At 63.1% G+C, this 20,586-nt stretch carries 20 protein-coding genes and 1 tRNA gene; 8 read left to right on the forward strand and 13 right to left on the reverse strand.

Annotation, left to right across the window (positions count from 1 at the left end):
* Window positions 1-20: 20 nt before the first annotated feature.
* The 5 genes from ABDB84_RS08430 to ABDB84_RS08450 all read right to left on the reverse strand — a co-directional run bounded on the left by ABDB84_RS08430 (window position 21) and on the right by ABDB84_RS08450 (window position 3,916).
* The gene (locus ABDB84_RS08430; protein WP_345919272.1) at window positions 21-2,234 is read right to left on the reverse strand and encodes a methyl-accepting chemotaxis protein; all 2,214 of its coding nucleotides are present in this window, start codon (window positions 2,232-2,234) and stop codon (window positions 21-23) included.
* A gap of 74 nt (window positions 2,235-2,308) precedes the next feature.
* Window positions 2,309-2,824: a chemotaxis protein CheW gene (locus tag ABDB84_RS08435; protein ID WP_345919273.1), complete on the reverse strand. Its 516-nt coding sequence runs from the start codon at window positions 2,822-2,824 to the stop codon at window positions 2,309-2,311.
* 42 nt (window positions 2,825-2,866) lie between these two features.
* Window positions 2,867-3,232: a response regulator gene (locus ABDB84_RS08440; RefSeq protein WP_345919274.1), complete on the reverse strand. Its 366-nt coding sequence runs from the start codon at window positions 3,230-3,232 to the stop codon at window positions 2,867-2,869.
* 15 nt (window positions 3,233-3,247) lie between these two features.
* Window positions 3,248-3,616 (reverse strand): response regulator, encoded by a 369-nt coding sequence (locus ABDB84_RS08445; protein WP_345919361.1) that lies wholly within the window; start codon window positions 3,614-3,616, stop codon window positions 3,248-3,250.
* A gap of 147 nt (window positions 3,617-3,763) precedes the next feature.
* A complete protein-coding gene (locus ABDB84_RS08450; protein WP_345919362.1) occupies window positions 3,764-3,916 on the reverse strand; it encodes a rubredoxin in 153 nt (50 codons plus the stop codon).
* Between the two features lie 181 nt (window positions 3,917-4,097).
* Here ABDB84_RS08450 and thiD point away from each other — a divergent pair, with 181 nt between their 5' ends.
* Genes thiD through hemL form a run of 3 tightly spaced genes read left to right on the forward strand, consistent with a single transcriptional unit; the run spans window position 4,098 to window position 6,837 of the window.
* Entirely contained in the window at window positions 4,098-4,907 is an 810-nt protein-coding gene (gene thiD, locus ABDB84_RS08455) for a bifunctional hydroxymethylpyrimidine kinase/phosphomethylpyrimidine kinase (protein WP_345919275.1), read from the forward strand.
* A 2-nt stretch (window positions 4,908-4,909) separates the two neighbouring features.
* The gene (thiE, locus tag ABDB84_RS08460) at window positions 4,910-5,524 is read left to right on the forward strand and encodes a thiamine phosphate synthase (RefSeq protein WP_345919276.1); all 615 of its coding nucleotides are present in this window, start codon (window positions 4,910-4,912) and stop codon (window positions 5,522-5,524) included.
* A 32-nt stretch (window positions 5,525-5,556) separates the two neighbouring features.
* Complete coding sequence (gene hemL / locus ABDB84_RS08465; RefSeq protein WP_345919277.1) at window positions 5,557-6,837, forward strand: glutamate-1-semialdehyde 2,1-aminomutase; 1,281 nt, start codon at window positions 5,557-5,559, stop codon at window positions 6,835-6,837.
* Between the two features lie 132 nt (window positions 6,838-6,969).
* On the opposite strand, the gene ABDB84_RS08470 is transcribed toward hemL, so the two are convergent.
* Complete coding sequence (locus ABDB84_RS08470; RefSeq protein WP_345919278.1) at window positions 6,970-8,121, reverse strand: glycerate kinase; 1,152 nt, start codon at window positions 8,119-8,121, stop codon at window positions 6,970-6,972.
* A 74-nt stretch (window positions 8,122-8,195) separates the two neighbouring features.
* Entirely contained in the window at window positions 8,196-9,515 is a 1,320-nt protein-coding gene (locus tag ABDB84_RS08475; protein WP_345919279.1) for an MFS transporter, read from the reverse strand.
* A gap of 123 nt (window positions 9,516-9,638) precedes the next feature.
* Here ABDB84_RS08475 and ABDB84_RS08480 point away from each other — a divergent pair, with 123 nt between their 5' ends.
* Window positions 9,639-10,772, forward strand: coding sequence for a sugar diacid recognition domain-containing protein (locus tag ABDB84_RS08480; RefSeq protein WP_345919280.1), 1,134 nt, complete (start codon window positions 9,639-9,641; stop codon window positions 10,770-10,772).
* A 208-nt stretch (window positions 10,773-10,980) separates the two neighbouring features.
* On the opposite strand, the gene ABDB84_RS08485 is transcribed toward ABDB84_RS08480, so the two are convergent.
* Window positions 10,981-11,271, reverse strand: a complete 291-nt coding sequence (locus ABDB84_RS08485; protein ID WP_345919281.1) for a hypothetical protein — start codon at window positions 11,269-11,271, stop codon at window positions 10,981-10,983.
* Window positions 11,272-11,476: 205 nt separating this feature from the next.
* Here ABDB84_RS08485 and ABDB84_RS08490 point away from each other — a divergent pair, with 205 nt between their 5' ends.
* Window positions 11,477-12,385 carry a LysR family transcriptional regulator gene (locus tag ABDB84_RS08490; RefSeq protein ID WP_345919282.1) on the forward strand — a complete coding sequence of 303 codons (909 nt, stop codon included), beginning with the start codon at window positions 11,477-11,479 and terminating at the stop codon, window positions 12,383-12,385.
* Window positions 12,386-12,493: 108 nt separating this feature from the next.
* Here ABDB84_RS08490 and ABDB84_RS08495 read toward each other — a convergent pair whose 3' ends face one another.
* The 4 genes from ABDB84_RS08495 to ABDB84_RS08510 all read right to left on the reverse strand — a co-directional run bounded on the left by ABDB84_RS08495 (window position 12,494) and on the right by ABDB84_RS08510 (window position 16,618).
* Window positions 12,494-15,061, reverse strand: a complete 2,568-nt coding sequence (locus ABDB84_RS08495) for a hypothetical protein (RefSeq protein ID WP_345919283.1) — start codon at window positions 15,059-15,061, stop codon at window positions 12,494-12,496.
* Window positions 15,062-15,405: 344 nt separating this feature from the next.
* Window positions 15,406-15,481 (reverse strand) — tRNA-Ala (locus ABDB84_RS08500).
* Between the two features lie 52 nt (window positions 15,482-15,533).
* Window positions 15,534-15,806: a glutaredoxin 3 gene (grxC, locus tag ABDB84_RS08505; RefSeq protein ID WP_345919284.1), complete on the reverse strand. Its 273-nt coding sequence runs from the start codon at window positions 15,804-15,806 to the stop codon at window positions 15,534-15,536.
* A gap of 113 nt (window positions 15,807-15,919) precedes the next feature.
* Window positions 15,920-16,618 (reverse strand): pirin family protein, encoded by a 699-nt coding sequence (locus ABDB84_RS08510; protein ID WP_345919285.1) that lies wholly within the window; start codon window positions 16,616-16,618, stop codon window positions 15,920-15,922.
* Window positions 16,619-16,793: 175 nt separating this feature from the next.
* On the opposite strand from ABDB84_RS08510, the gene ABDB84_RS08515 reads away from it, so the two are divergent.
* The 3 genes from ABDB84_RS08515 to ABDB84_RS08525 all read left to right on the forward strand — a co-directional run bounded on the left by ABDB84_RS08515 (window position 16,794) and on the right by ABDB84_RS08525 (window position 19,180).
* A complete protein-coding gene (locus tag ABDB84_RS08515) occupies window positions 16,794-17,798 on the forward strand; it encodes a LysR substrate-binding domain-containing protein (protein WP_345919286.1) in 1,005 nt (334 codons plus the stop codon).
* Window positions 17,743-18,618 (forward strand): ADP-polyphosphate phosphotransferase, encoded by an 876-nt coding sequence (locus ABDB84_RS08520; RefSeq protein WP_345919287.1) that lies wholly within the window; start codon window positions 17,743-17,745, stop codon window positions 18,616-18,618. The genes ABDB84_RS08515 and ABDB84_RS08520 overlap by 56 nt, the downstream gene beginning before the upstream one ends.
* 64 nt (window positions 18,619-18,682) lie before the next feature.
* Window positions 18,683-19,180, forward strand: coding sequence for a heme-degrading domain-containing protein (locus tag ABDB84_RS08525; RefSeq protein ID WP_345919288.1), 498 nt, complete (start codon window positions 18,683-18,685; stop codon window positions 19,178-19,180).
* Between the two features lie 164 nt (window positions 19,181-19,344).
* On the opposite strand, the gene ABDB84_RS08530 is transcribed toward ABDB84_RS08525, so the two are convergent.
* Window positions 19,345-20,433: an RNA methyltransferase gene (locus ABDB84_RS08530; RefSeq protein ID WP_345919289.1), complete on the reverse strand. Its 1,089-nt coding sequence runs from the start codon at window positions 20,431-20,433 to the stop codon at window positions 19,345-19,347.
* Between the last annotated feature and the right edge of the window lie 153 nt (window positions 20,434-20,586).

The following is a 20,586-nucleotide window of genomic DNA, read 5'->3' on the forward strand; positions in this document are numbered from 1 at the left end:
GGCTTATTTCACTGCCGCTCTCAGACCTTGAAGCCGGAGACCGAGCCCTTCAGTTCAACCGCCAGATCGGCCAGCTGCCCGATCGACAAGGCCGATTGCTGGGTGCCACGGGTGGTCTGTTCGGTAATGGCGAGAATCTCGCGCATCGACTCGGACACCTCGGTCGCCACCGAGGCCTGCTTTTGCGTGTCGGCCGAGATGCGTTCAACCAGGGTGGCCATTTCCACCGACACGTCGCCGATCTCACCGAGCGCCTGACCGGCGGCGTCGGAGAGCTTGGCGCCTTCGACCACACCGCGGGTCGAGTTTTCCATAGCGGCCACGGCGTCCTGCGTGTCGGTCTGAATCGTCTTCACAATCGCGGCGATCTGCTTCGTCGCTTCGGCCGAGCGTTCTGCAAGGCGCTGCACTTCTTCGGCAACGACCGTGAAACCGCGGCCGGCTTCACCGGCGGAGGCGGCCTGGATGGCGGCGTTGAGTGCCAGCACGTTGGTCTGTTCGGTAATGTCCGAGATCAGTTCCACGATTTCGCCGATCTCCTGCGAGGATTCGCCGAGGCGCTTGATGCGCTTGGAGGTTTCCTGGATCTGCTCGCGGATTTCGTTCATGCCGGAGATCGAGTCCTGCACGGCCGTGGTGCCCTTGCGTGCGGCTTCCAGCGAGCGGCGCGCCACCTGCGCGGTCTGCAAGGCGCTGCTCGATACGGTACTGATCTGGCGCGCCATTTCCTGAATCTGTGCGCCGGCATGCTGGATGTTGCGCGATTGCCGCTCGGAGGCGTCGAGCAGTTCGCCCGACATGCGCTGCGCGGATTCGGTGGCTTGCGTCACGCGGTTGGCAGCGTCGTTGATGCGGCGGACTAGCACCGAGAGTTCTTCAATCGTGTAGTTCACCGAGTCGGCGATGGCGCCGGTCACGTCTTCGGTCACTGTCGCGCGGATCGTCAAGTCACCGTCAGCAAGGTCGCCCATTTCATTCATCAGGCGCAAGATGGCCTGCTGGGTGCTGTTCTTTTCGCTTTCAGCCGAGGCGCGCTGTTGTTCAGCTTCCTCGCGGCGCTTGGACATGTCGTCGCGATAGACGATACCCATATAGACCAGGACCAGCAGGGCCAGCACGGCCAGCACGATGATCAGGAAGATCTGCAGCGTCGCACCGGTATAGGCATGGCGATAGGCTTCGGCCAGCGCATTGGCGGCGTCGAGCAGGGGGACGGAGTCCTTGAAGATCTGCAGACCGGCACGCTTGGCTTGCACCATCGGCTGCACGTTCGACAGGATGCCGCCGACGGCCAGCTGGTGGCGGGCTGCAAACTTGCCCAGGCCGGCGAGCTTTTCCTGCATGTCGGCATTGCCGCTGCCGCTCATGTGGCTGAGTTCTTCGAGACGCTGGGCGAGGGTGTTGGAGTCCTTGCCGAGCAGGAACACGATTTCCGGATCGACTGCTTCAGAGGCTTGCAGCGCATTGGCGTTCTTGGCCATGCGCTGGGTGAGCATCACCACCTCGTTGGCGGTGGCGATCTCGGCGGACGGCGCACCCAGCTGCAGCTTGAGGGCGGCCACCTGCTGCGCGTAGTCGAGCAGCTCGGCGTTGTTGGCATTGATGATGTCGACCGCGCCACCGAGGCGCGTGATGCTGATCTGCTGGCTGGTCAGCTGTTCGGCGTTCTTGCTGACCTTGTCCCACAGTGCAGTGAGGTCATCGAGCGCTTTCTGGGCCGAGCGCGGGCTGCGCTGCACGCTGACGCCATCGACCTCGCCGCCGTTGGTGACCGCTTGCAGCAAGTCGGCAAAGCGGTTGCGCGATTCCTTCAGTTCGGTAAAGCCCGAGCCGCCGCGTGCGCCGCTGGCCTGGATCGAGGCGCCTTCGCGTGAGCCGCCGGTCACGGTGATCTGTGCTGCCTTGGCGAGCACCTGGGATTGCGTACCCATCTGCGTGGCGGCGGACACGAAGGCCGTGCCCTGTCCGGCCGCGCGGATCTGGAAAATCATCAGCACCACGGCGGCAACGGTCAGCGCACCGAAGATCAGACCCAGGGTCCGCAGCTGCTCACCGACCGGCTTCTCGGCCAGCCATTGCAGCCAGGGCAGACGCGCACGCGCGCCCGTCGCGGCGCTGGCGCCATGGTCCATCTCGGTGGCGCGGTCCAGGATGGTGCTTTCCTGGCCGGACTCGGTGACACCGTCGAGCTCGTCAGCGCGCTTGAAGCGTTCGAAGAATTTCTTAAGTCTCATGCTGTTACTCCGGTCATGCCAGGGTAGTTGTTGTCATCCAAGCTGCTGAACGAGCGCTGTCTGGCTGCTTGCTGCTAATCGAGTGAGGCATCCAGGAAAAGACTGTCCGCCAACAGCGGGCGCACGCTGAGCTTGCGCCACAAACGGTTCTGCGAATCGCGTACGGCACCGCTGACCCAGCTGCGCTGATCCACGGTCTGGTCGTCGGCATCGAAATCTTCGGGGTTGCGCAGGCCCAGGGCGCGACTGACCAGCAGCGCGGTATTGACGCCATGCTTGGTGCCGATCAGCAGGATGCGCGCCTCGCCGGTCATCGGCGTCTGTCCTTCGCCGCAGTAGGCGGCGAAGTCGACCACGCTGTAGAGATTGCCGCGCACATTGGCCAGACCGCGGAACCAGTCGCGCGTCATCGGCACTGGCGTGAGGGTCGGCGTGATGATGATTTCCCCGGCTTCCGACAAATCGAGCAGCCAGTTGCTGCTGCCGGCGCTGACCGCCAGCAGGGCCGAGCGGCGGCCGCTGTGCTTGACCTCGGTGAGGCGTCTGGTCAGGTCTTGCTGAAATTCCCGCAGGCTTTGTCGTTTGGCCATCTTCTCTATGTTCTCGGGGAATGTGTGCAGCGCCTTGCTTGCTTAACCGATGGAGGAGATCTTGCGCAGCAGCTCGTCGTGGTTGATCGGCTTGACCATGTAGTCGAAGGCGCCTTGGCGCATGCCCCAGATCTTGTCGGTCTCCTGATCCTTGCTGGTGGTCATGATCACCGGGATGCTGCGCGTCTGTTCGTCGCGCGAGATGGTGCGGGTGGCCTGGTAGCCGTTGATGCCGGGCATCACCACATCCATCAGGATCAGGTCCGGCTGCTCGCTCTTGGCCTTGGCGACGCCTTCTTCGCCGTTTTCGGCGGTGACCACGGTAAAACCGTTGTGGCTGAGGAATTCGGTCAGCGCGAAGCGCTCCGTCGGAGAATCATCGACAACGAGAATTTTCTTGATCGGCATGATGCTTACCTCGGATTACAGGCGCCCGCCGCGCAAGGCGGTGTGGGCGGAGACGGCCTTGAGCAGGCTGTCTTTGGTGAAAGGTTTGGTCAGATATTCGTCCGAACCGACCATGCGGCCGCGCGCGCGGTCGAACAGGCCGTCCTTGGACGAGAGCATGATCACGGGGGTAGCGGCAAAGCGCGGGTTCTTCTTGATCAGCGCACAGGTCTGGTAGCCATCCAGGCGCGGCATCATGATGTCGACGAAGATCAGGTCAGGGTGATGGTCGGCAATTTTCGACAGCGCATCGAAACCATCCTCGGCCAGCAAGACCTGATAGCCGGCTTGAGCCAGGAAGATTTCGGCGCTGCGACGAATCGTATTGCTGTCGTCGATGACCATCACTTTGACGCCACTGACGTCCGGTCCTTCTGCCAACGCGCTACTCCTCTTGTTGATCTGATCTGCCGCGGCCTGCTGCAGGCACAAAGTTTTCAAACAACCTTGCGGCATTTTGCCGCAATGTCAGCGCTTTGGCCCGTACGTCTGTCAGATTTCCATCAATTCAAAATCATCCTTGCGGGCGCCACATTCGGGGCAGGTCCAGTTCGGCGGAACATCACTCCAGCGGGTTCCGGGGGGCAGACCCTCTTCGGGAGAGCCCGCTGCTTCGTCATAGATCCAGCCGCAGATCAGGCACATCCAAGTTTTGTAAGGCAAGGCACTATCAGTCATGAGGCGCTTAATCAGTTAAAATCGCGACGATCTTAGCGCATTTTTGTCAGGCGACATGCCGCAGTGCATCGGCATTTACCCGTCAATTGTCCTGTATTTGCGTTGCCTTGCGACGCTTTCCTCGTTCCCTGTCCTGATCTTCATCAATATGCCCACGCCCAAGCCTCCGGTTGTTTTGTCCTTTGCCGCCTTTGATCCGACTGGAGGCGCAGGGGTACAGGCGGATATCCTGACCATCGCCGCGCTCGGTGCCCATCCGCTGTCGGTGCTGACCGGCATGACCGTGCAGGACACGCGCGGGGTCGAGGAGATGCAGCCGGTCGATGATGACTGGGTGGTCGACCAGGCGCGCGTGCTGCTCGAAGACATCACCGTGCAGGCATTCAAGATCGGCGTGCTCGGGAATGTCGAAAACGTGGCCGCGGTCGCCGAGGTGATTGCCGATTATCCGGATATCCCCGTGGTCTTCGATCCGGTGATCGCCTCCGGCCGTGGCGATCCGCTGGCCGACGAGGAAGTGCTCGCCGCGATGAGCGAACTGCTGCTGCCGCTGACCACCGTGCTCACCCCGAACAGCCTTGAAGCGCGCCGCCTGGTACAGGAAGAGGACGATGCCGACGACGATATGCCGCTCTCCGAGTGCGCGCGCTTTCTCGTCGAACTCGGCGCCAGCCATGTGCTGATTACCGGCACCCACGAGCAGGCGCCGCAAGTGGTGAACACCTTATATGGCAAGCATGGCGTGATCAGCACCGATGCCTGGGAACGCCTGCCGGGCAGCTACCACGGTTCCGGCTGCACCCTGGCCTCGGCCATCGCGGTGATGCTGGCGCGTGGCATGGATGTGCGCGAAGCCGTGCAGGCTGCGCAGCGCTACACCTGGGAGACGCTGGCGCACGCCATCCGTCCGGGCATGGGTCAAGCCATCCCCAACCGTTTCTACGCGCACAAGATCTGATCATGCGCGGTCTCTATCTCGTCACGCCGGACTGGGACGACACCGCGCGTCTGCTGGCCGCCACCGAGGCGGCCATCGAAGGCGGTGCAGTCTGTGTGCAGTACCGTCACAAAAGTGCCACGCGCGATCTGCGTCTGGCGCAGGCGCAGGCGCAAGCCTTGCGTACGCTGACCCGCAGGCTGGGCGTGCCCTTGCTGATTAATGATGATCTGCCGCTGGCGCAGCAGGTGGCCGCCGATGGCGTGCATCTGGGGCGCGAAGATGGCGAACTGGCGGCGGCGCGCGCCGTGCTGGGTGCGCAGGCGATCATCGGCGCGTCTTGTTACAACAGCCTTGAGCGTGCCCGTGCGGCGCAGGCTGCGGGCGCCAGCTATGTGGCCTTTGGCGCCATGTTCGCGTCGCCGACCAAGCCTGAAGCCGTCGCTGCACCGCTTGAACTGATCGCCCAGGCCAAGGCCGAACTGGGCTTGCCGGTGGCCTGCATCGGCGGCATCACGGCCGATAATGCACCGCTGCTGGTGGCGCAGGGCGCCGACTTGTTGGCGGTGATCACCGACATCTATGCTGCCTCCGCACCGCAAGCGCAGGCCGCACGATTCGCCGCACTCTACGCCTGAGCCCCACTCACCACTCCCCACTCCCGACCACCATGTCCCGTAACGAAGAACTCTTTGCCCGCGCCCAGCTGAGCATTCCCGGCGGCGTCAATTCGCCCGTACGCGCTTTCCGCTCGGTGGGCGGTACGCCGCGCTTCCTCGCACGTGCGCAAGGCGCCTATGTCTGGGATGCCGATGGCCAGCGCTACACCGACTACGTTGGCTCTTGGGGGCCGGCGATTCTCGGCCACGCGCATCCGCAAGTAGTCGAAGCAGTGCAGCGCGCTGCTGTTGATGGTTTGTCCTTCGGTGCGCCGACCGAGGGCGAGATCGAGATGGCTGAGCTGCTCAAGACCTTGCTGCCGAGCATGGAAATGCTGCGTCTCGTTTCCTCCGGCACCGAGGCGACGATGAGTGCTATCCGTCTGGCGCGTGGTTTCACCGGGCGCGACGCGATCATCAAGTTCGAAGGCTGTTACCACGGCCATGCCGACAGCTTGCTGGTCAAGGCCGGCTCGGGCTTGCTGACTTTCGGCAATCCTTCATCGGGCGGCGTGCCGGCTGACTTTGCCAAGCACACCATCGTGCTCGACTACAACAATGCGACGCAGCTCGAAGAAGTCTTCGCTGCGCGTGGCAGCGAGATTGCCGCCGTCATCATCGAGCCGGTGGCCGGCAACATGAACCTCGTGCGCCCCTCGCAAGCCTATATGGATACGCTGCGTGCGCTGTGTACCCAGCACGGTGCGGTGCTGATCTTCGACGAAGTGATGACCGGCTTTCGCGTCGGCATCACCGGCGTGCAAGGTCTCTACAACATCACGCCGGACCTCACCACGCTGGGCAAGATCATCGGTGGCGGCATGCCGGTAGGCGCCTTTGGCGGGCGTCGCGAGATCATGGAAAAGATTGCGCCGCTCGGTTCGGTGTATCAAGCCGGCACCTTGTCCGGTAGCCCGGTGGCGGTGGCGGCGGGGCTTGCCACGCTGCGCCTGATCCAGCAGCCGGGCTTCTATGAAGCCTTGTCGGCGCGCACTGCAGACTTCGTCAACGGCATTGCCGCTGTCGCGCGCAAACAGGGTCAGGCGTTCTCGGCACAGGCGGTCGGCGCGATGTTCGGCCTCTACTTCTCGGCCGAAGTGCCGCAGAGCTTTGCCGATGTCATGGCCAGCGACCGCGAGCGTTTCAACCGCTTCTTCCACCTCATGCTCGATGCCGGGCATTACCTCGCGCCTTCGGCTTTCGAAGCAGGCTTCGTCTCGGCGGCACACAGCGAGGCGGATATTGCCGCGACGATTGCTGCAGCGGACAGCGCATTCGCCCAACTGTCCTGAGCGCTGGGGCGCCAGACAACAGGCCGGGGCGTATGCCTCGATGCGCTTTGGTGAACGACAGAAGGTCCGCAAAGGGAAGCATGAATCGCTTTCTCTTTGCGGACCTTTGCTTTGTCTTCGCGTCCTTCGCGTCTAAATATCGGCGCGCAGTTTCTGGCCGATCTGCAGTGTCGCGGCGATATTGCGGGCCAGGCTGCGGATGTTGAAGCGTGCGTCGCGCAGCGCTTCCTCGACTGAACAGGCGCGGCGTACCGAGCTGAATACGGCGGCAATGCCTTCGCCATGCACGGCGCTGGCGTCTGGCGCCAGGCAGCCGCCCAGGCCGATCACCGGCACGCCGTGACGGGCGGCCACGCGGGCGACGCCCATTGGCGTCTTGCCATAGATGGTTTGTCCGTCGATGCGGCCCTCGCCGGTAATCACCAGGTCGGCATCGCGCAGCTGTTCGTCCAGCCCCACCGCTTCGGTAACCACTTCGCTGCCCGGCCGCAGCCGGCCGCCGAGCACCGCCAGCAAGGCTGCGCCCATGCCGCCGGCAGCGCCCGCGCCGGCCAGCGCGGCGACATCCTGACCGAGTTCGCGCTGCAGTACTTCGGCAAAGCGGCGCAGCGCGGCGTCGAGCGTCGCCACCATCTGCGGTGTGGCGCCTTTTTGCGGACCGAACACGGCCGAGGCGCCGGTGGGACCGACCAAGGGATTGCTGACGTCACAGGCCACTTCAATCTTGCAGGCCCGGATGCGCGGATCGAGCGCCGAGATGTCGATATGCGCCAGGCGGGCGAGGGCCGCGCCGCCGGCTTCCAGTTCGTGCCCGCTGTCGTCGAGCAGGCGGACGCCGAGTGCTTGCAGCATGCCGGCGCCTGCGTCATTGGTGGCGCTGCCGCCGATGCCGATGATCAGTTGGCGGGCACCGCTCTGCAATGCATCGCGGATCAGCTCGCCGGTGCCGTAGCTGGTGGTGATCAGCGGATTGCGTTGCGCGGGGGGCACCAGCTCCAGGCCGCTGGCCGCCGCCATTTCAATGACGGCGAGGGCGCGGGCTGCGGCGTAGCCGTAGCTGGCCTTGACTGTGCTGCCCAGCGGACCGACGACGGCCAGCGTCCTGAGCTCGCCGCCGGTGGCGTCGATCATCGCCTGGACGGTGCCTTCGCCGCCGTCGGCAACGGGCAGTTTGCAGTAATCGGCGTGCGGGAAGATCTCGCGGAAGCCGGCTTCGATCTCCTCGGCCACGGCCAGAGCGCTGAGGCTTTCCTTGAAGGAGTCGGGTGCGATGACGATTTTCATGGCTGGATGATCTTGCAGAAGGTTGAAGGCGTGATGGACAAGGGCGGGGGAGGGGAAGGCCCTTGTCCGTTCGCTCAGCGATTGACGGTTTTGGCCGGAATGCTCAGCACGATCATGGCGCCGCAGAACAGCACGGCGGACAGGATGTAGAGCGCCACATGGGTGCTGCCGGTAGCGTCCTTGAGCCAGCCGACCAGGTAGGGGCTGACGAAGCCGGCGATTTGTCCCAGCGAGTTGATCAGCGCCAGACCGCCCGCGGCGGCGGCACTACCGAGGAAGGCGGCCGGCAGTGGCCAGAACATCGGCAGACCGGTCAGCGCGCCCATGGTGGCAATGCTCAGGCCGAGGATGGCCAGCGCGGGGGAATCGGCAAAGCTGGTGGCGATGAGCAGGCCGGCAAAACCCATCAGCATCGGCACGCTGAGGTGCCAGCGGCGTTCGCGGCGGCGGTCAGCCGAGCGACCGACCAGGATCATGAAGATGCTGGCGGCAAAGTAGGGGATCGCACTGAGCCAGCCGATCATTGCCGGGTTCTGGAAGCCGAGCGACTTGATGATCGAGGGCAGCCAGAAGTTGATCGCATAGACGCCCATCTGGATGCTGAAGTACACCGCACCGAGCATCCACACATTGCGATTGCGCAGCACGCTGGCAAAGGAGTCGACCGACACCGTGCCGGCGCTGCGGCGCTTTTCGTCTTCCACCAGCGCGGTTTGCATGGCCTGCTTTTCGGCGGAGCTGAGCCATTTGACCCCGGCCACGTTGTCATGCAGCACGAAATACACGGCGATGCCGAGCAGCACGGTGGGCAGGCCTTGCAGCAGATACAGCCATTGCCAGGCGGCGAGGCCGCCTTGACCGGCCTGGAAGTGGTTGAGCATCCAGCCCGACAGCGGGCCGCCGAGCACGCCGGAGATCGGGATCGCCGACATGAACAGCGCCATCACGCGGCCACGGCGCTCGGCCGGGAACCAGTGGGTGAAGTACAGCACCATGCCGGGGAAGAAGCCTGCTTCGGCGATGCCGGTGAAAAAGCGCAGGATGTAGAACGACTGCGCCGAGCTGACGAACATCAGGGAGGCCGATAGCGCGCCCCAGACAATCATCAGGGTGCCGATCCAGCGCCGGGCACCGACCTTGTGGAGAATCAGGTTGCTGGGCACGCCGGCCAGCACGTAACCGATGAAGAAAATCCCGGCGCCGAGGCCATACACGGTCTCGGAGAGCTGCAGCGCGTCGAGCATTTGCAGCTTGGCAAAGCCGACATTGACGCGGTCCAGGTAGTTGAAGAGATAACAGATGAAGATGAACGGGATCATCCGCCAGATGGTCTTGCGATAGGCGCCTTCGAGAAGGGCGTCAGGCGCCTGGGCGCCGGGGCTTGCGGTGTTCATGAGTGTCTCCTTTTTTGGTGTCTGCCTAATAGAAATACTAATGAGCTCATAAACGTATTGCATTGTATAGTCACACAATAAAGTGGTTTATTTGTGTAACTTTTTTGTGAAAGTGCACTGCTCATGTTTGCGCTCGACGCCCGTATCGCCCAGCAGATCGTCGCCCGCACGATGCAGATCATTCCGTTCAATGTGAATGTGATGGATGCGCGCGGCGTCATCATCGGCAGCGGTGAGGCCGAGCGCCTGGGCTGTGTGCATGCTGCGGCCCAGCTGGCTATCGCCCAGGGCCGCACGGTCGAGGTCGATGCCGAGGCCACGCGCTATCTGGCCGGGGCGCGGCCGGGGGTGAATCTTTTGCTCACCGTGCGCGGGCAGTTGTGCGGCGTGGTCGGCCTCAGCGGCGAGCCCGAGGCGGTCCGCCAGTTCGGTGAGCTGGTGCGCATGACGGCCGAGATGATTCTCGAGCAGAACCTGCTCAACCGCGATCTGCAGCGCGATGTGCGTTACCGTGAGGAATTCGTGCTGCAGCTGATCGATGCCGACAAAGCCGGCAGCGCCGAGCTGCAACGCTGGGCCAGCCGTCTGGAGATCGATCTGACGCGGCCGCGCGTGGCCCTATTGCTGCGCCTGGATGGCGAACTCAGCCCGGATGCTGCGCTGGCCGAGATACAGCACTGCCAGCAGCGGCTGGCCGCCGTGCATCCGGACTACCTGAGCGCCGCGCAATCGGCGACTTCACTGGTCGTGTTGTTGCCTTTGGCCGATGTTCAGCCTGACAGCGCCCGGGCTGCGCTGGAGTCCTTGCACACCTGGTTCAAGCGCGAATGCAGCGTGGCGTTCCAGCTGGCCATGGGCATGGTCTTCACTACCGTCGAGGGCGCGGCGCCTTCCTGGCAGAGCGCCCAAGCAACGCTGAAAATTGCCGGCACGCGCAAGCTGCGCAGCACGCAATTGTCGTATTACGACTTGCGCCTGCCGGTGCTGCTCTCGACCCTGGGCAGCGGCTGGCGTGCCGAGCAACTGCACGCGCCCTTGCAGCGCCTCGATGCGGCAGACCGTCGGCAGGGGCTGTTGCGCAGCACCCTGCAGGCCTGGTTCGCCGCCAATGGCAATCTGGCCCTGACCGCGCAGCGCCTGCACATCCATCGCAATACCCTGGATTACCGCTTGCGGCAGATCGGCGAGATCACCGGCCTGGACCTGGCGCGCGTTGACGATCGCTTCCTGCTCTACGTCGCCTTGCAGCTCGAATAGAGCAGTGCAGTCCTCCTGCAGCCCAAAAGCAAAAGCCCGATCCGTGGATCGGGCTTTTGCTTTTGCTGGACGCCTTGCCCTGGCGTGTAAGCGATTGCCGGCACTCGGCCGGCGGCGGCTGGCTACGGCCAGCGAACTGGCTGCTGCCATGGGCTGGGCCGCCTGAGTTTGCCCGTTTTGAACTGCTGGGCAGGCAAGGGGTCAAGGCTCAGTAGTCAGCCTTCTTGATAGCAACGTTGATCACCTTGTCGGTCTTGTTGTCGATGTCGACATAGACGCGGGCCATGGCATCGCTGTTGAGCGAGTAGGTCAGCGAGCGCGTGCCGTTGTTCCAGTTGGCGGTGCCTTCCTGCTTGCCCAGCAGTTGTTGCACTTCGCTGGACGAGATGCCGGCCTTGACGCTGTTGAGCTGGTTGCTGCTGACCGTCGAGGCGAAGGCCGAGCTGCTCAGAAGAACGCCGGCAATGCTGGCAAGTGCGAGGGTGTTGAGGTTTTTCATGGTCATGCTCCATTCAATTTGAGGGAAGGGTCATGCAGACACATCTTGCGTTTTGGCCGCGGCGGATCAAGCCCGTCGTGTGTGTGCTGCCTGTCGTCTGCACTGCTGCGGGCGGGAAAGCCTTGCCGCGGTGAAGACAGTTCCATATTATGGTTTGCATGCTAATCGATCCAATGGATTGATCGTATTTTGGATTATTGATTAAATGAATTTACGCGCAATAGACCTGAATCTGCTGACCGTACTCGATGCCCTGCTCGATGAGGCGCATGTCACCCGTGCCGCCGAACGGCTAGGCATGTCACAGCCCGCTGTTTCCAACGCACTGGAGCGCTGCCGCCACTTGTTCAAGGACCCCCTGCTGCTGCGCGGGCAGGGCATGATGCGGCGCACGCCCAAGGCGGACAGCCTGCGCCTGCCGCTCAAGAACCTGTTGGCCGACGCGCTGGCCCTGGTTGAACCCGTTGCGCCGGACCTCATGCAGCTGCAGCAAACCGTGCATCTGAACATGCCTGACTTTGCAGCCAGTCTGGTGGTCGGCCAGCTCTATGCCGACGTGGCCCGCACGGCACCAGGTGTCGACCTGGTCATCTATCCCTGGCGCGGCCCGGCGGCGGTGCTGGATGAACTGACCAAGGGTACGGTGGATCTGGCAATGGCCACCTTGCCGCCGCCCGGTGCGTCGTTCCGCATGCGCGAGTTGCGGCGCACGTTCTATCGGGTCGTGATGCGCAAAGGGCACCCGGCGGCGGCGGATTTCTCCTTGCAGCGCTGGCTCAGCCACCCGCATGTCAGTGTGTCGGCCAGCGGCGACACCGAGGCCTCGGTCGACCGCGCCCTGCTGGCGCATCAGCTGGAGCGCCGCGTCAGCCTGATCGTGCCGAGTTTCCTGATGGTGCCAAACCTGCTGCTGCAGTCAGACCTGATCGCCGTGGTGCCCAACCGCTTTGTGCCCAAGGACGACGGGCGTTTCGCCGTGTTCGAGCCGCCCATACCGCTAGACAGCTTCCCTGTGCACATTGCCTGGCACGTGCGGCGCGACAAGGACGTGGTCGTCCAGCACGTCGCCGGCTTGCTGGCTGATGCAATCAGCAACGACAGCGGTGAGGTCTAAGCACTGGCGCACGCACGCACGCACGGGGGGCGGAGCGTCTTGCGCCGCGCAACAATAAAAAAAGGATGGCCGAAGCCATCCTTTTTTGTTGCTGCCAGAACTACCGGATCAAGGCTCCGGCGTCCAGCCGATTGGCTTGAACACGCTTGCACGGTCACCCAGATCAGCCGACGTCACTTCAGCCGCCGTCAGCTGTTTGCTGGTCGTCGAGCGGCCCGAAACATCCAGCGGAACACCACCCAGCGTCATGCTGTTGTATTCACGCCAGCCCTTGGTAGCCGTAGCGGTCGAGGGGTTCGGATTCGGGTTGCCCGCGACGTTGGCCGCCCAGCCCGCGCTTGCAATGTGGGTATCCATGCGGCAATTGATGAAGGCAATGTTGTCTTCCCAGCTGCCGGAGGCTGCACGTGCCAGATAGGACGCGGCATTTGCACCGGTCGCTACCTTGACGCCTGTCGGGCCATCGGCATTGGTCAGCGTGCTGTTGAGGAACACGAAGCCCTTGGCACCTGCATTGACGCGTGCTTGCAGGTAGTAGCCGCCCGTGCCGTTGGCATAACCGGAGGTGGTGGCCGGATACTGCGAGTCACCGATCATCTCGATCACGCTGTTTTCGAACAGTGCGATGTTGTTCTGCCCCCAGATGAAGTCGACGTTGCCCGAGATCCGCGTGTTGTAGAACCAGGAATAGCCCGTCACGTAGATCGTGTCCTGCTCACTGTAGAAGTCAGCATTCTTGGCGACCAGTCGATGCGTGTTGTTGCTCGACTTGTACATGATGGTTTCAGCCTGGTTCGAGTACAGCGAACTACGGGTGTGCGTGTTCTTCAGCGTTAGCGTGTCGAGCGTGAGCAGGTCACTGTCTTCCGCGAGGAACACACCGCGACCACCACCCGATGTTGCAGAGGCTGCACCCGAGCCACCACCACTGTTGAGCGTATCGTAGTTGTTGTACTGGATGATCACGCCGGTGCGGCTCTCACCCTTGATCGTCACATTGGCGCGGCTGTTCAGGTACAGCAGTTCGTTGTACGTGCCGTTTGCCACGTTGATGACAGGGTTGGCAACACTGGTGTTGGTCATGTAGTAGTTGAGCGCGGATTGCACCGTTCGGAAGTCCGCCGTCGTCCCCGTTGCGGCAACCGACACCGAAGCCAGACCCGCTGCAGGCGTCGAAGCCTTGGTGGTGAAGCTCCAGTTTGCTGCCTTGCCGATGCCGTTAAAGGCTGTGCCGGCCAGGGTCGCACCCGTGAAGGCTGTGCTGGAAATACCGACGTAGTAGGTGGTGCCGGCAGCGAGCTTGCCACTGTGCGGGGTGATCGTCACCGTATTGCCACTGATCTGGATCGGCGTGGTATTGACACCCCGTTGCTTTGCGCCGGTCCCGATCGAGTCGGTTTCACCACTGAGCTGGAGCTTGTCGACCAGCGAGTCATCGCTCTTCTTGAAGATGCGGATGGTGCCGGAAGTACCCAGAGTCGGTGTCGAATCGAAGGTCAGTTGCAGCTTGTCGTCGGTGTAGGCGGCGGTCTCACCGACGGCCGGCAGCACTTTGCCGGTGAGGGTGTAGGTCGTCGTCGAGTCGACGTACTTCGGCGAGATCGTGGCGGTGATGGTCTTGACCACGGTCGGATCTGAGCCACTGACAAACTTGATCGTCGAGCTGCCTGCTGTGAGCGGAGTCAGCGTCACCGTCGTACCACTGACCACAGCGGACACCACACTCGGGTTGCTCGACGTGACCGTGAAGGTGTCTGCCGAGCTATCCGTCTTCAGTGCAGTGACCGTAATCGGCAGGGCCGCATCGCCGGCTTCGGCGATGTAGGTCGTGGCGCTGGTGCTCAGCGAGAGCTGTGTCGGCTTGACGCTCGGGTCCCCCACCTTTACATCATCGATCAGGAAGGACTTGTTGTAGGTGAACAGACCGATCTTGCCGGAGGTGAAGCCGCTGGTCGAATCGGTGATCGAGTCGGCCGAGCCCATGTACACCTTGTCGCCGTCCAGATACATCGTCAGCTTGGTGCCGATCATTTCAAGGCGCACTGTGTACCAGCTGCCGTTGCTGATCGGCTTCTTCGACTGGAAGGCGCGGTTGATCGAGCCCGATACCGTGTAACCGGCTTCCACCTGGGTGCTGCCGGTGCTGTTCTGGACATTCAGACCGCCCAGATTCCAGTTCGAGTTGTCCTTGTAGCGGCCAATCATGTACAGCTGCTTGTTGCCGGTCGTCGAGTTGGTTTGCGGCTGGATGCGCATTTCGACGTAATAGTCTCCCTTGGTGCCGACCTTGGCGGCCCACACGGTGTCCTTGATCAAGGCCACCACGCCGCTGGACGCTGCACTGAGGACGCTGAGGGTGCCTGCGGTGTATTGCAGGGCTTTGGTCGTTGCGCCATTGACGTCTGTCGCATCGACCACGGCGAATGACGCATCCGAGCCGTTGGGCGTCAGATCCCAGTTGTCCGACTTGCCGTTCTGGAAGTCATCGCAGAAGTACAGCGTGGTGCTGGTCGCCGGGCAGCTGATCGGCGTTGCCGCGACTGCTACCGATGAGCTCGATGAGCTTGCGGTCGAGCTGCTGTCATTATTGCTGCTATTGCCGCCGCAGCCGGCCAGAGCCAGCGCGCACAGTAGCGTTGATGCGGCATAACCGCCGTATTTTCTTAACGCTTTCAATTGTGTCTCCTCACATCATATAGATAGGCATTCTTGCCTTACCCTCGAACGGGATGCGCGGCGACAAGAGCTACATCGCAGTGCTTCCCATGAGCTGATAAGCCGTACTCCGACGGCTTTCGGCGTCGATGTTACCGGAAACATAAAAATATTTACTAAATAAATATCAAAATTTAATTATCGTTCGGAGTGTGACGGAAGTTGCGTAACTGCTGTGTGCTGCCGTACCGGATGGGCGATGCGCACGGCCTGTGGCGCAGCCAGGCGCCCCCCGAAATCGTGGCCGCAAAGCAAAACAGCGCAGGCATCTGACGATGCACTGCGCTGTTTTATATGGGAATTCGTGGTGGAGAGGAGGAGGATCGAACTCCCGACCTTCGCATTGCGAACGCGACGCTCTCCCAGCTGAGCTACCCCCCCACGTGAGCGAACGATTCTAATCCGCGTCCGCTGGCTTGCCAAGCGCGGCCGCTCAAGTTTGCGCGGGCGTGCTGCCGAGCAGGGCGTCGAGTTCGCCGGCGCGTTCGAGCTGGGCGAGGTCGTCGAAGCCGCCGACGTGATGGCTGCCGATGAAGATCTGCGGCACGGTGCGCCGGCCGGTGAGGCTCATCATCTGCGCGCGCGCTTCGGGCAGCTCTTCAATATTGATCTTGTCGATCTGTGCGACGCCTTTGCGCGCGAGCAGTTGCTCGGCGCGCAGGCAGAACGGACACCAGTTGGTGCTGTACATCGTGACGTGTTGCATGGCGGACTCCTTGGCCGTCCGGAAGGCGGCCGATCTGCGCCGAAGTGGCGACCTGATGCTGATTAGATCAGGCCGCCAGCGGGGCGTTCAAGCTATGGTCGTGATAGCCATCCTCAGGCGACGTCGACGAGGACCACTTCGGCATCGCTGAGGGCGGTGACCTTGAGTACCTCGACGTCCTCAATCGCTGCGCCGTCGCGCGTGTCGATGCGCACGCCATTGGCTTCGACTGCGCCGACGGCGGGCACCAGATAGGCGCGGCGCTGCGTGCCGAGCGCGTATTCAGCGCTTTGCCCGGCTTTCAGCGTGACGCCCAGCACGCGCGCATTGGCGCGGATGCGCAAGGCGCCGCTGTCGGCCGGCAGACCGCTGGCGAGGACGGCGAAGTTGCCTTCGCGCTCGGCCTTGGGGAAGGGCTTGGCGCCCCAGGTCGGCTCGCCGCCGCGCTGGTCCGGCTCGATCCAGATCTGGAAGATGCGCGTCCTGCCCGCCTCATGGTTGTACTCGGAGTGGCGGATGCCGCTGCCGGCGCTCATCACCTGCACATCGCCAGCTTCGGTGCGGCCGCTGTTGCCCAGATTGTCCTTGTGCGAGATGGCGCCTTCACGCACATAGGTGATGATTTCCATATTGGCGTGGCCGTGCGGCGGAAAGCCGGTGCCGGGGGCGATCTCGTCGTCGTTCCAGACGCGCAGGGCGCCGTGACTCATGCGCGCCGGGTCGTAGTAATCGGCAAACGAGAAGTGGTGCTTGGCCTTGAGCCAGCCGTGGTCGGCGCCACCGAGTTCTGCAAAGGCTCTGCGTTCGATCATGATGCTCTCCTGTCAGGGCGGCGCGTGACGAGCTGCCGCTTAGTCGGTGCGGCGTATCGAGAAGTCTGCCGCGACAACTGCAGTCTAGTGGCGCAACAGTTTTTAAAAAACAAGCGAATTTGTCATTGAGCTTTCTATTTTTGCAATAATTCTGCTTTAACGCCGGAGCCCCGCCATGCAAGACCTCAATGACATGTTCCTGTTTGCCAAGGTGGTCGAGCATGGCGGTTACAGCGCGGCGGCACGGGCGCTCAAGCTGCAGACTTCGATGCTCAGCCGGCGCGTGCAGCAGCTTGAAGAGCGCCTGGGGGTGCGGCTCTTGCAGCGCACGACGCGGGCCGTGTCGGTGACCGAGATCGGCCAGGCCTATTACCGCCACTGCGCGGCACTGGAGGCCGAAGCCCTGGCCGCGCAGGACACCATCGACCGCACGCGTTCCAGTCCGCAGGGGCTGATCCACGTTGCCTGCCCGATTGGCGTGGTGGAGAGTCACGTCGCCGCGCTGGTGGCACGCTACCTGGCGGCCAATCCCGGCGTGCAGGTGCGTCTGGAGGCGACCAATCGCCGCGTCGATGTGGTCGAGGAGGGCTTCGATCTCGCGTTGCGCGTGCGCCGGCCGCCGCTCGAAGCCTCGGAGCTGGCCATGCGCCCGCTGGGCCACAGCTATCGCAAGCTGGTGGCCAGCCCCGCCTTCATCGCCCGCTACGGCAGCCCGACGCACCCGCGCGAGCTGGCGAATGTGCCGACCGTCGCAGGCACCCTGCGCGGTGGCGGCAAGCAGATCTGGCACTTCCGCAGTGGCGACGGCAGTTATATCGAAGTGAGCCACCAGCCACGGCTGATCAGCGACGATTTCAAGGCGCAGCTGCGTGCGGCAATCGCCGGCATCGGCGCCGCCTATCTGCCGGATACCGCCTTGCAGGGCGCACTGGACTCGGGTCAGCTGATCCAGCTACTACCGGACTTCAGCCTGCCCGAAGAACTGATCCACGTCGTGTTCCCCTCGCGGCGCGGCATGGTGCCGGCGGTACGTGAATTCATCGATGTACTGGTGCAGGGCTTTGCGGCGCACAATCAGCCTGAGCAGGACCCCAGCCAAGCGCTTGCCGACTTCGAGGTGCACCATGAAAATCCATCCGCAGAAATTTCGCGTGGCGGAGGGCCAGCGCGTCAAGCTTGATCAATGGCCGACGCGCATCAAGCCGCTGTGCCGCTCCAGCGCGGAGGGCGAGGCGCGGCTGGCGCGCGATGTCGCGCTGCTGAGCGCCCAGCAGCAGCTGCTTTACGCCAGCGATCAGCATGCGCTGCTGGTGATCTTTCAGGCCATGGACGCGGCGGGCAAGGACGGTGTCATCCGCCACGTACTCTCTGGCATCAATCCGCAGGGCTGCCAGGTGTTCAGTTTCAAGCACCCGAGTCTCGAAGAGCTGGACCACGACTTCCTCTGGCGCAGCATGCGCAGCTTGCCCGAGCGCGGGCGCATCGGCGTCTTCAACCGTTCGTACTACGAGGAAGTGCTGATCGTGCGCGTGCATCCGGAAATACTGCAGGCGCAGCGCCTGCCCGATGCGCAGAAGCATGCCAAGGACATCTGGCGGGAGCGCTTCCGTTCGATCCGCGATTTCGAACAGCACTTGCATGCCAATGGCACGCAGATCATCAAGTTCTTCCTCCATCTCTCGAAAGAAGAGCAGCGCCAGCGCTTCATTGCGCGCATCGACGAGGCGGAGAAGAACTGGAAGTTCAGCCAGGCGGACATCGTTGAGCGCCGCTTCTGGGATCAGTACATGCACGCCTACGAAGAAGCGCTCACCGCGACCAGTACCGAGCAATCGCCCTGGTACGTGGTGCCGGCGGACGACAAGCAGAGCGCACGCCTGATCGTTGCGCGCATCCTGCTCTCGCACTTCAAATCGCTCCAGCTGGCGTATCCCAAGACCACGGCCGCGCGGCGCAAGGAGCTGCTGCAGATCCGTGCGCAATTGCTGCAGGAGGATTGATGCCCGGCGCTCGGTCGGCGTGCTTCCGGGCTACACTCGGCGCCTTTGATACGGAGCGGCAGACATGGCACTCGACGACGACCTCACCCGCCTGGCCTTGCAGGAGGAGCGCCTGCAGTTCGAGCAGTTCAATGCCGAGACGGCGCTGGCGATCGGTCTGCGCCTGAAGGATTACATCGCCTCCTTGGGCAAGAAGGCGGCCATCGACATCCAGCTCGCCGGCCATCCGCTGTTCTTCTACGCCATGCCCGGTACCACGCCGGACAATGTCGACTGGATCCGCCGCAAGCGTAATGTCGTGATGCGTTTCCACAAAAGCTCCTACGCCTTTGCGCTGAATGTGCAGAAGAATGGCTACTCGCTGTTCGAGCGCTTCGGCGCCGGGGCTGACGAACTGGCGCTGTCCGGCGGCGCGTTCCCGATCCGCCTGCGTGGCAGCGGCTGTGTCGGCTCGATCATCGTCTCCGGCCTGCCGCATCGCGATGATCATGGCGTCATCGTCGCCGTGCTGGCCGAATTCCTGGGGCAGGATATTGCCGAGCTGGCGCTCGACAAGGTCTGAGGCGCTTTTTATTGTTTGTGAATGCGTTCAAGCAAGGCATTTTTGACGCGAAGGACGCGAAGAAAAACAAGGAAAGTTTCGCAAAGGAATCTGCTCAAGCGCTTCCTGCGACTTGAGCCTTTGCGAAGCTTCGCTTTTCTTGGCGTCCTTCGCGTCAGAGACCGCTATCTGACATCGTGGCCTGACTGATCCAGAGATTGCGAACCGCCACTAGAAGCGCCGCCCGCCTTGCGCCGCTGCAGGGTGATCTTGTGTGTGGCCGCCTCACGTGCGCGTAGCTGGCCGCAGCCGCCGTCGATGTCCTGACCCGCCGAATTGCGCAGCTTGGTCAGCACGCCACGCGCGTGCAGGCTGCGCGCCAGCTCACGGGCGCGTTCCCAGTCCGGGCGCTTGAAGCCCAGTTCCGGCACGGTGTTGTAGGGAATCATGTTCATCAGCGCGTACTTGCCCTTGAGCAGGCGCACGATGCCGTCCATTTCTTCCGCGCTGTCGTTCACGCCTTCGATCAGCGTCCATTGATACTGGATCGGGTAGCCGGTGCTGCGCGCGTAGTGCTCGCCTTCAGCGACGATCTCTTCCGGCGTCATGCGCGGTGCGCGCGGCAGCAGCTCGGCGCGCAGATCGGCGCGCGTGGTGTGCAGCGATAGCGCCAGCGCTGGTTTGACCGGGCCGCGCGGCAGGCGCTCGAAGACGCGCGGATCGCCGACGGTCGAGAAGACCAGGTTTTTGTGACCGATGTCGCCCAGCGTGCCGAGCATTTCGATGGCGTCGAGCACATTGTCCAGATTGTGTGCCGGCTCGCCCATGCCCATGAAGACCACCTTGCGCACCGTGCGGCGACGGCGCGCCAGCACGACCTGGGCGAGGATCTCTGCGCTGCCGAGCTGGCGCAGCAAGCCGTCGCGTCCCGTCATGCAGAACACGCAGCCGACTGCACAGCCCACTTGCGAGGAAACGCACAGCCCCTCGCGCGGCAGCAACACGCTCTCCACCGTCTGCCCGTCGGCGAGCTCGACCAGCAGGCGCTCTGAGCCATCCGCGCTGGGATGTACGGAGCGCAGGCGGGCCAGGCCCTGCAGGGTTTCGTCCAGCGCCGGCAAGGCATTGCGTAACGCCAGTGGCAGGTCGTGCTCGGCCGGGCGCGGGCCGTGGTCGAGCGCCTGCGCGCGCAGCCAGGCACGCAGCACGCGCTGGCGGTGAACGGTTTTGGCGCCCAGGCTGGCAAGGCGCTCGTCGATGTCATGGATCTGCATGGAGCGGCGATGCTAGCACTGCCGGCGCGTGGCGCCCAGTGCAGCGGTGCGGCGCTGCGCCGGTACGCATCACTGAGGGTTAACCTTAATGCCGTACAAATATGCTTAAAGCTTTGTAGGAGAATGACGTAGGAATTCATGTTCAAGCTGCCT

It is taken from the genome of Uliginosibacterium sediminicola (genome assembly GCF_039631295.1).
GTDB classification, from domain to species: domain Bacteria; phylum Pseudomonadota; class Gammaproteobacteria; order Burkholderiales; family Rhodocyclaceae; genus Viridibacterium; species Viridibacterium sediminicola.

Bases quoted from the DNA above. Each gene is read 5' to 3' on its own strand.
- ABDB84_RS08530 (WP_345919289.1), bottom strand. From the start codon at position 20,433: ATGCAGATCCATGACATCGACGAGCGCCTTGCCAGCCTGGGCGCCAAA.
- ABDB84_RS08515 (WP_345919286.1), top strand. From the start codon at position 16,794: ATGCAAGACCTCAATGACATGTTCCTGTTTGCCAAGGTGGTCGAGCAT.
- thiE (WP_345919276.1), top strand. From the start codon at position 4,910: ATGCGCGGTCTCTATCTCGTCACGCCGGACTGGGACGACACCGCGCGT.
- ABDB84_RS08480 (WP_345919280.1), top strand. From the start codon at position 9,639: ATGTTTGCGCTCGACGCCCGTATCGCCCAGCAGATCGTCGCCCGCACG.
- ABDB84_RS08450 (WP_345919362.1), bottom strand. From the start codon at position 3,916: ATGTGCCTGATCTGCGGCTGGATCTATGACGAAGCAGCGGGCTCTCCC.
- ABDB84_RS08485 (WP_345919281.1), bottom strand. From the start codon at position 11,271: ATGAAAAACCTCAACACCCTCGCACTTGCCAGCATTGCCGGCGTTCTT.
- ABDB84_RS08525 (WP_345919288.1), top strand. From the start codon at position 18,683: ATGGCACTCGACGACGACCTCACCCGCCTGGCCTTGCAGGAGGAGCGC.
- grxC (WP_345919284.1), bottom strand. From the start codon at position 15,806: ATGCAACACGTCACGATGTACAGCACCAACTGGTGTCCGTTCTGCCTG.
- ABDB84_RS08470 (WP_345919278.1), bottom strand. From the start codon at position 8,121: ATGAAAATCGTCATCGCACCCGACTCCTTCAAGGAAAGCCTCAGCGCT.
- hemL (WP_345919277.1), top strand. From the start codon at position 5,557: ATGTCCCGTAACGAAGAACTCTTTGCCCGCGCCCAGCTGAGCATTCCC.
- ABDB84_RS08510 (WP_345919285.1), bottom strand. From the start codon at position 16,618: ATGATCGAACGCAGAGCCTTTGCAGAACTCGGTGGCGCCGACCACGGC.
- ABDB84_RS08490 (WP_345919282.1), top strand. From the start codon at position 11,477: ATGAATTTACGCGCAATAGACCTGAATCTGCTGACCGTACTCGATGCC.
- ABDB84_RS08440 (WP_345919274.1), bottom strand. From the start codon at position 3,232: ATGCCGATCAAGAAAATTCTCGTTGTCGATGATTCTCCGACGGAGCGC.
- ABDB84_RS08445 (WP_345919361.1), bottom strand. From the start codon at position 3,616: ATGGTCATCGACGACAGCAATACGATTCGTCGCAGCGCCGAAATCTTC.
- ABDB84_RS08475 (WP_345919279.1), bottom strand. From the start codon at position 9,515: ATGAACACCGCAAGCCCCGGCGCCCAGGCGCCTGACGCCCTTCTCGAA.
- ABDB84_RS08430 (WP_345919272.1), bottom strand. From the start codon at position 2,234: ATGAGACTTAAGAAATTCTTCGAACGCTTCAAGCGCGCTGACGAGCTC.
- thiD (WP_345919275.1), top strand. From the start codon at position 4,098: ATGCCCACGCCCAAGCCTCCGGTTGTTTTGTCCTTTGCCGCCTTTGAT.
- ABDB84_RS08520 (WP_345919287.1), top strand. From the start codon at position 17,743: ATGAAAATCCATCCGCAGAAATTTCGCGTGGCGGAGGGCCAGCGCGTC.
- ABDB84_RS08435 (WP_345919273.1), bottom strand. From the start codon at position 2,824: ATGGCCAAACGACAAAGCCTGCGGGAATTTCAGCAAGACCTGACCAGA.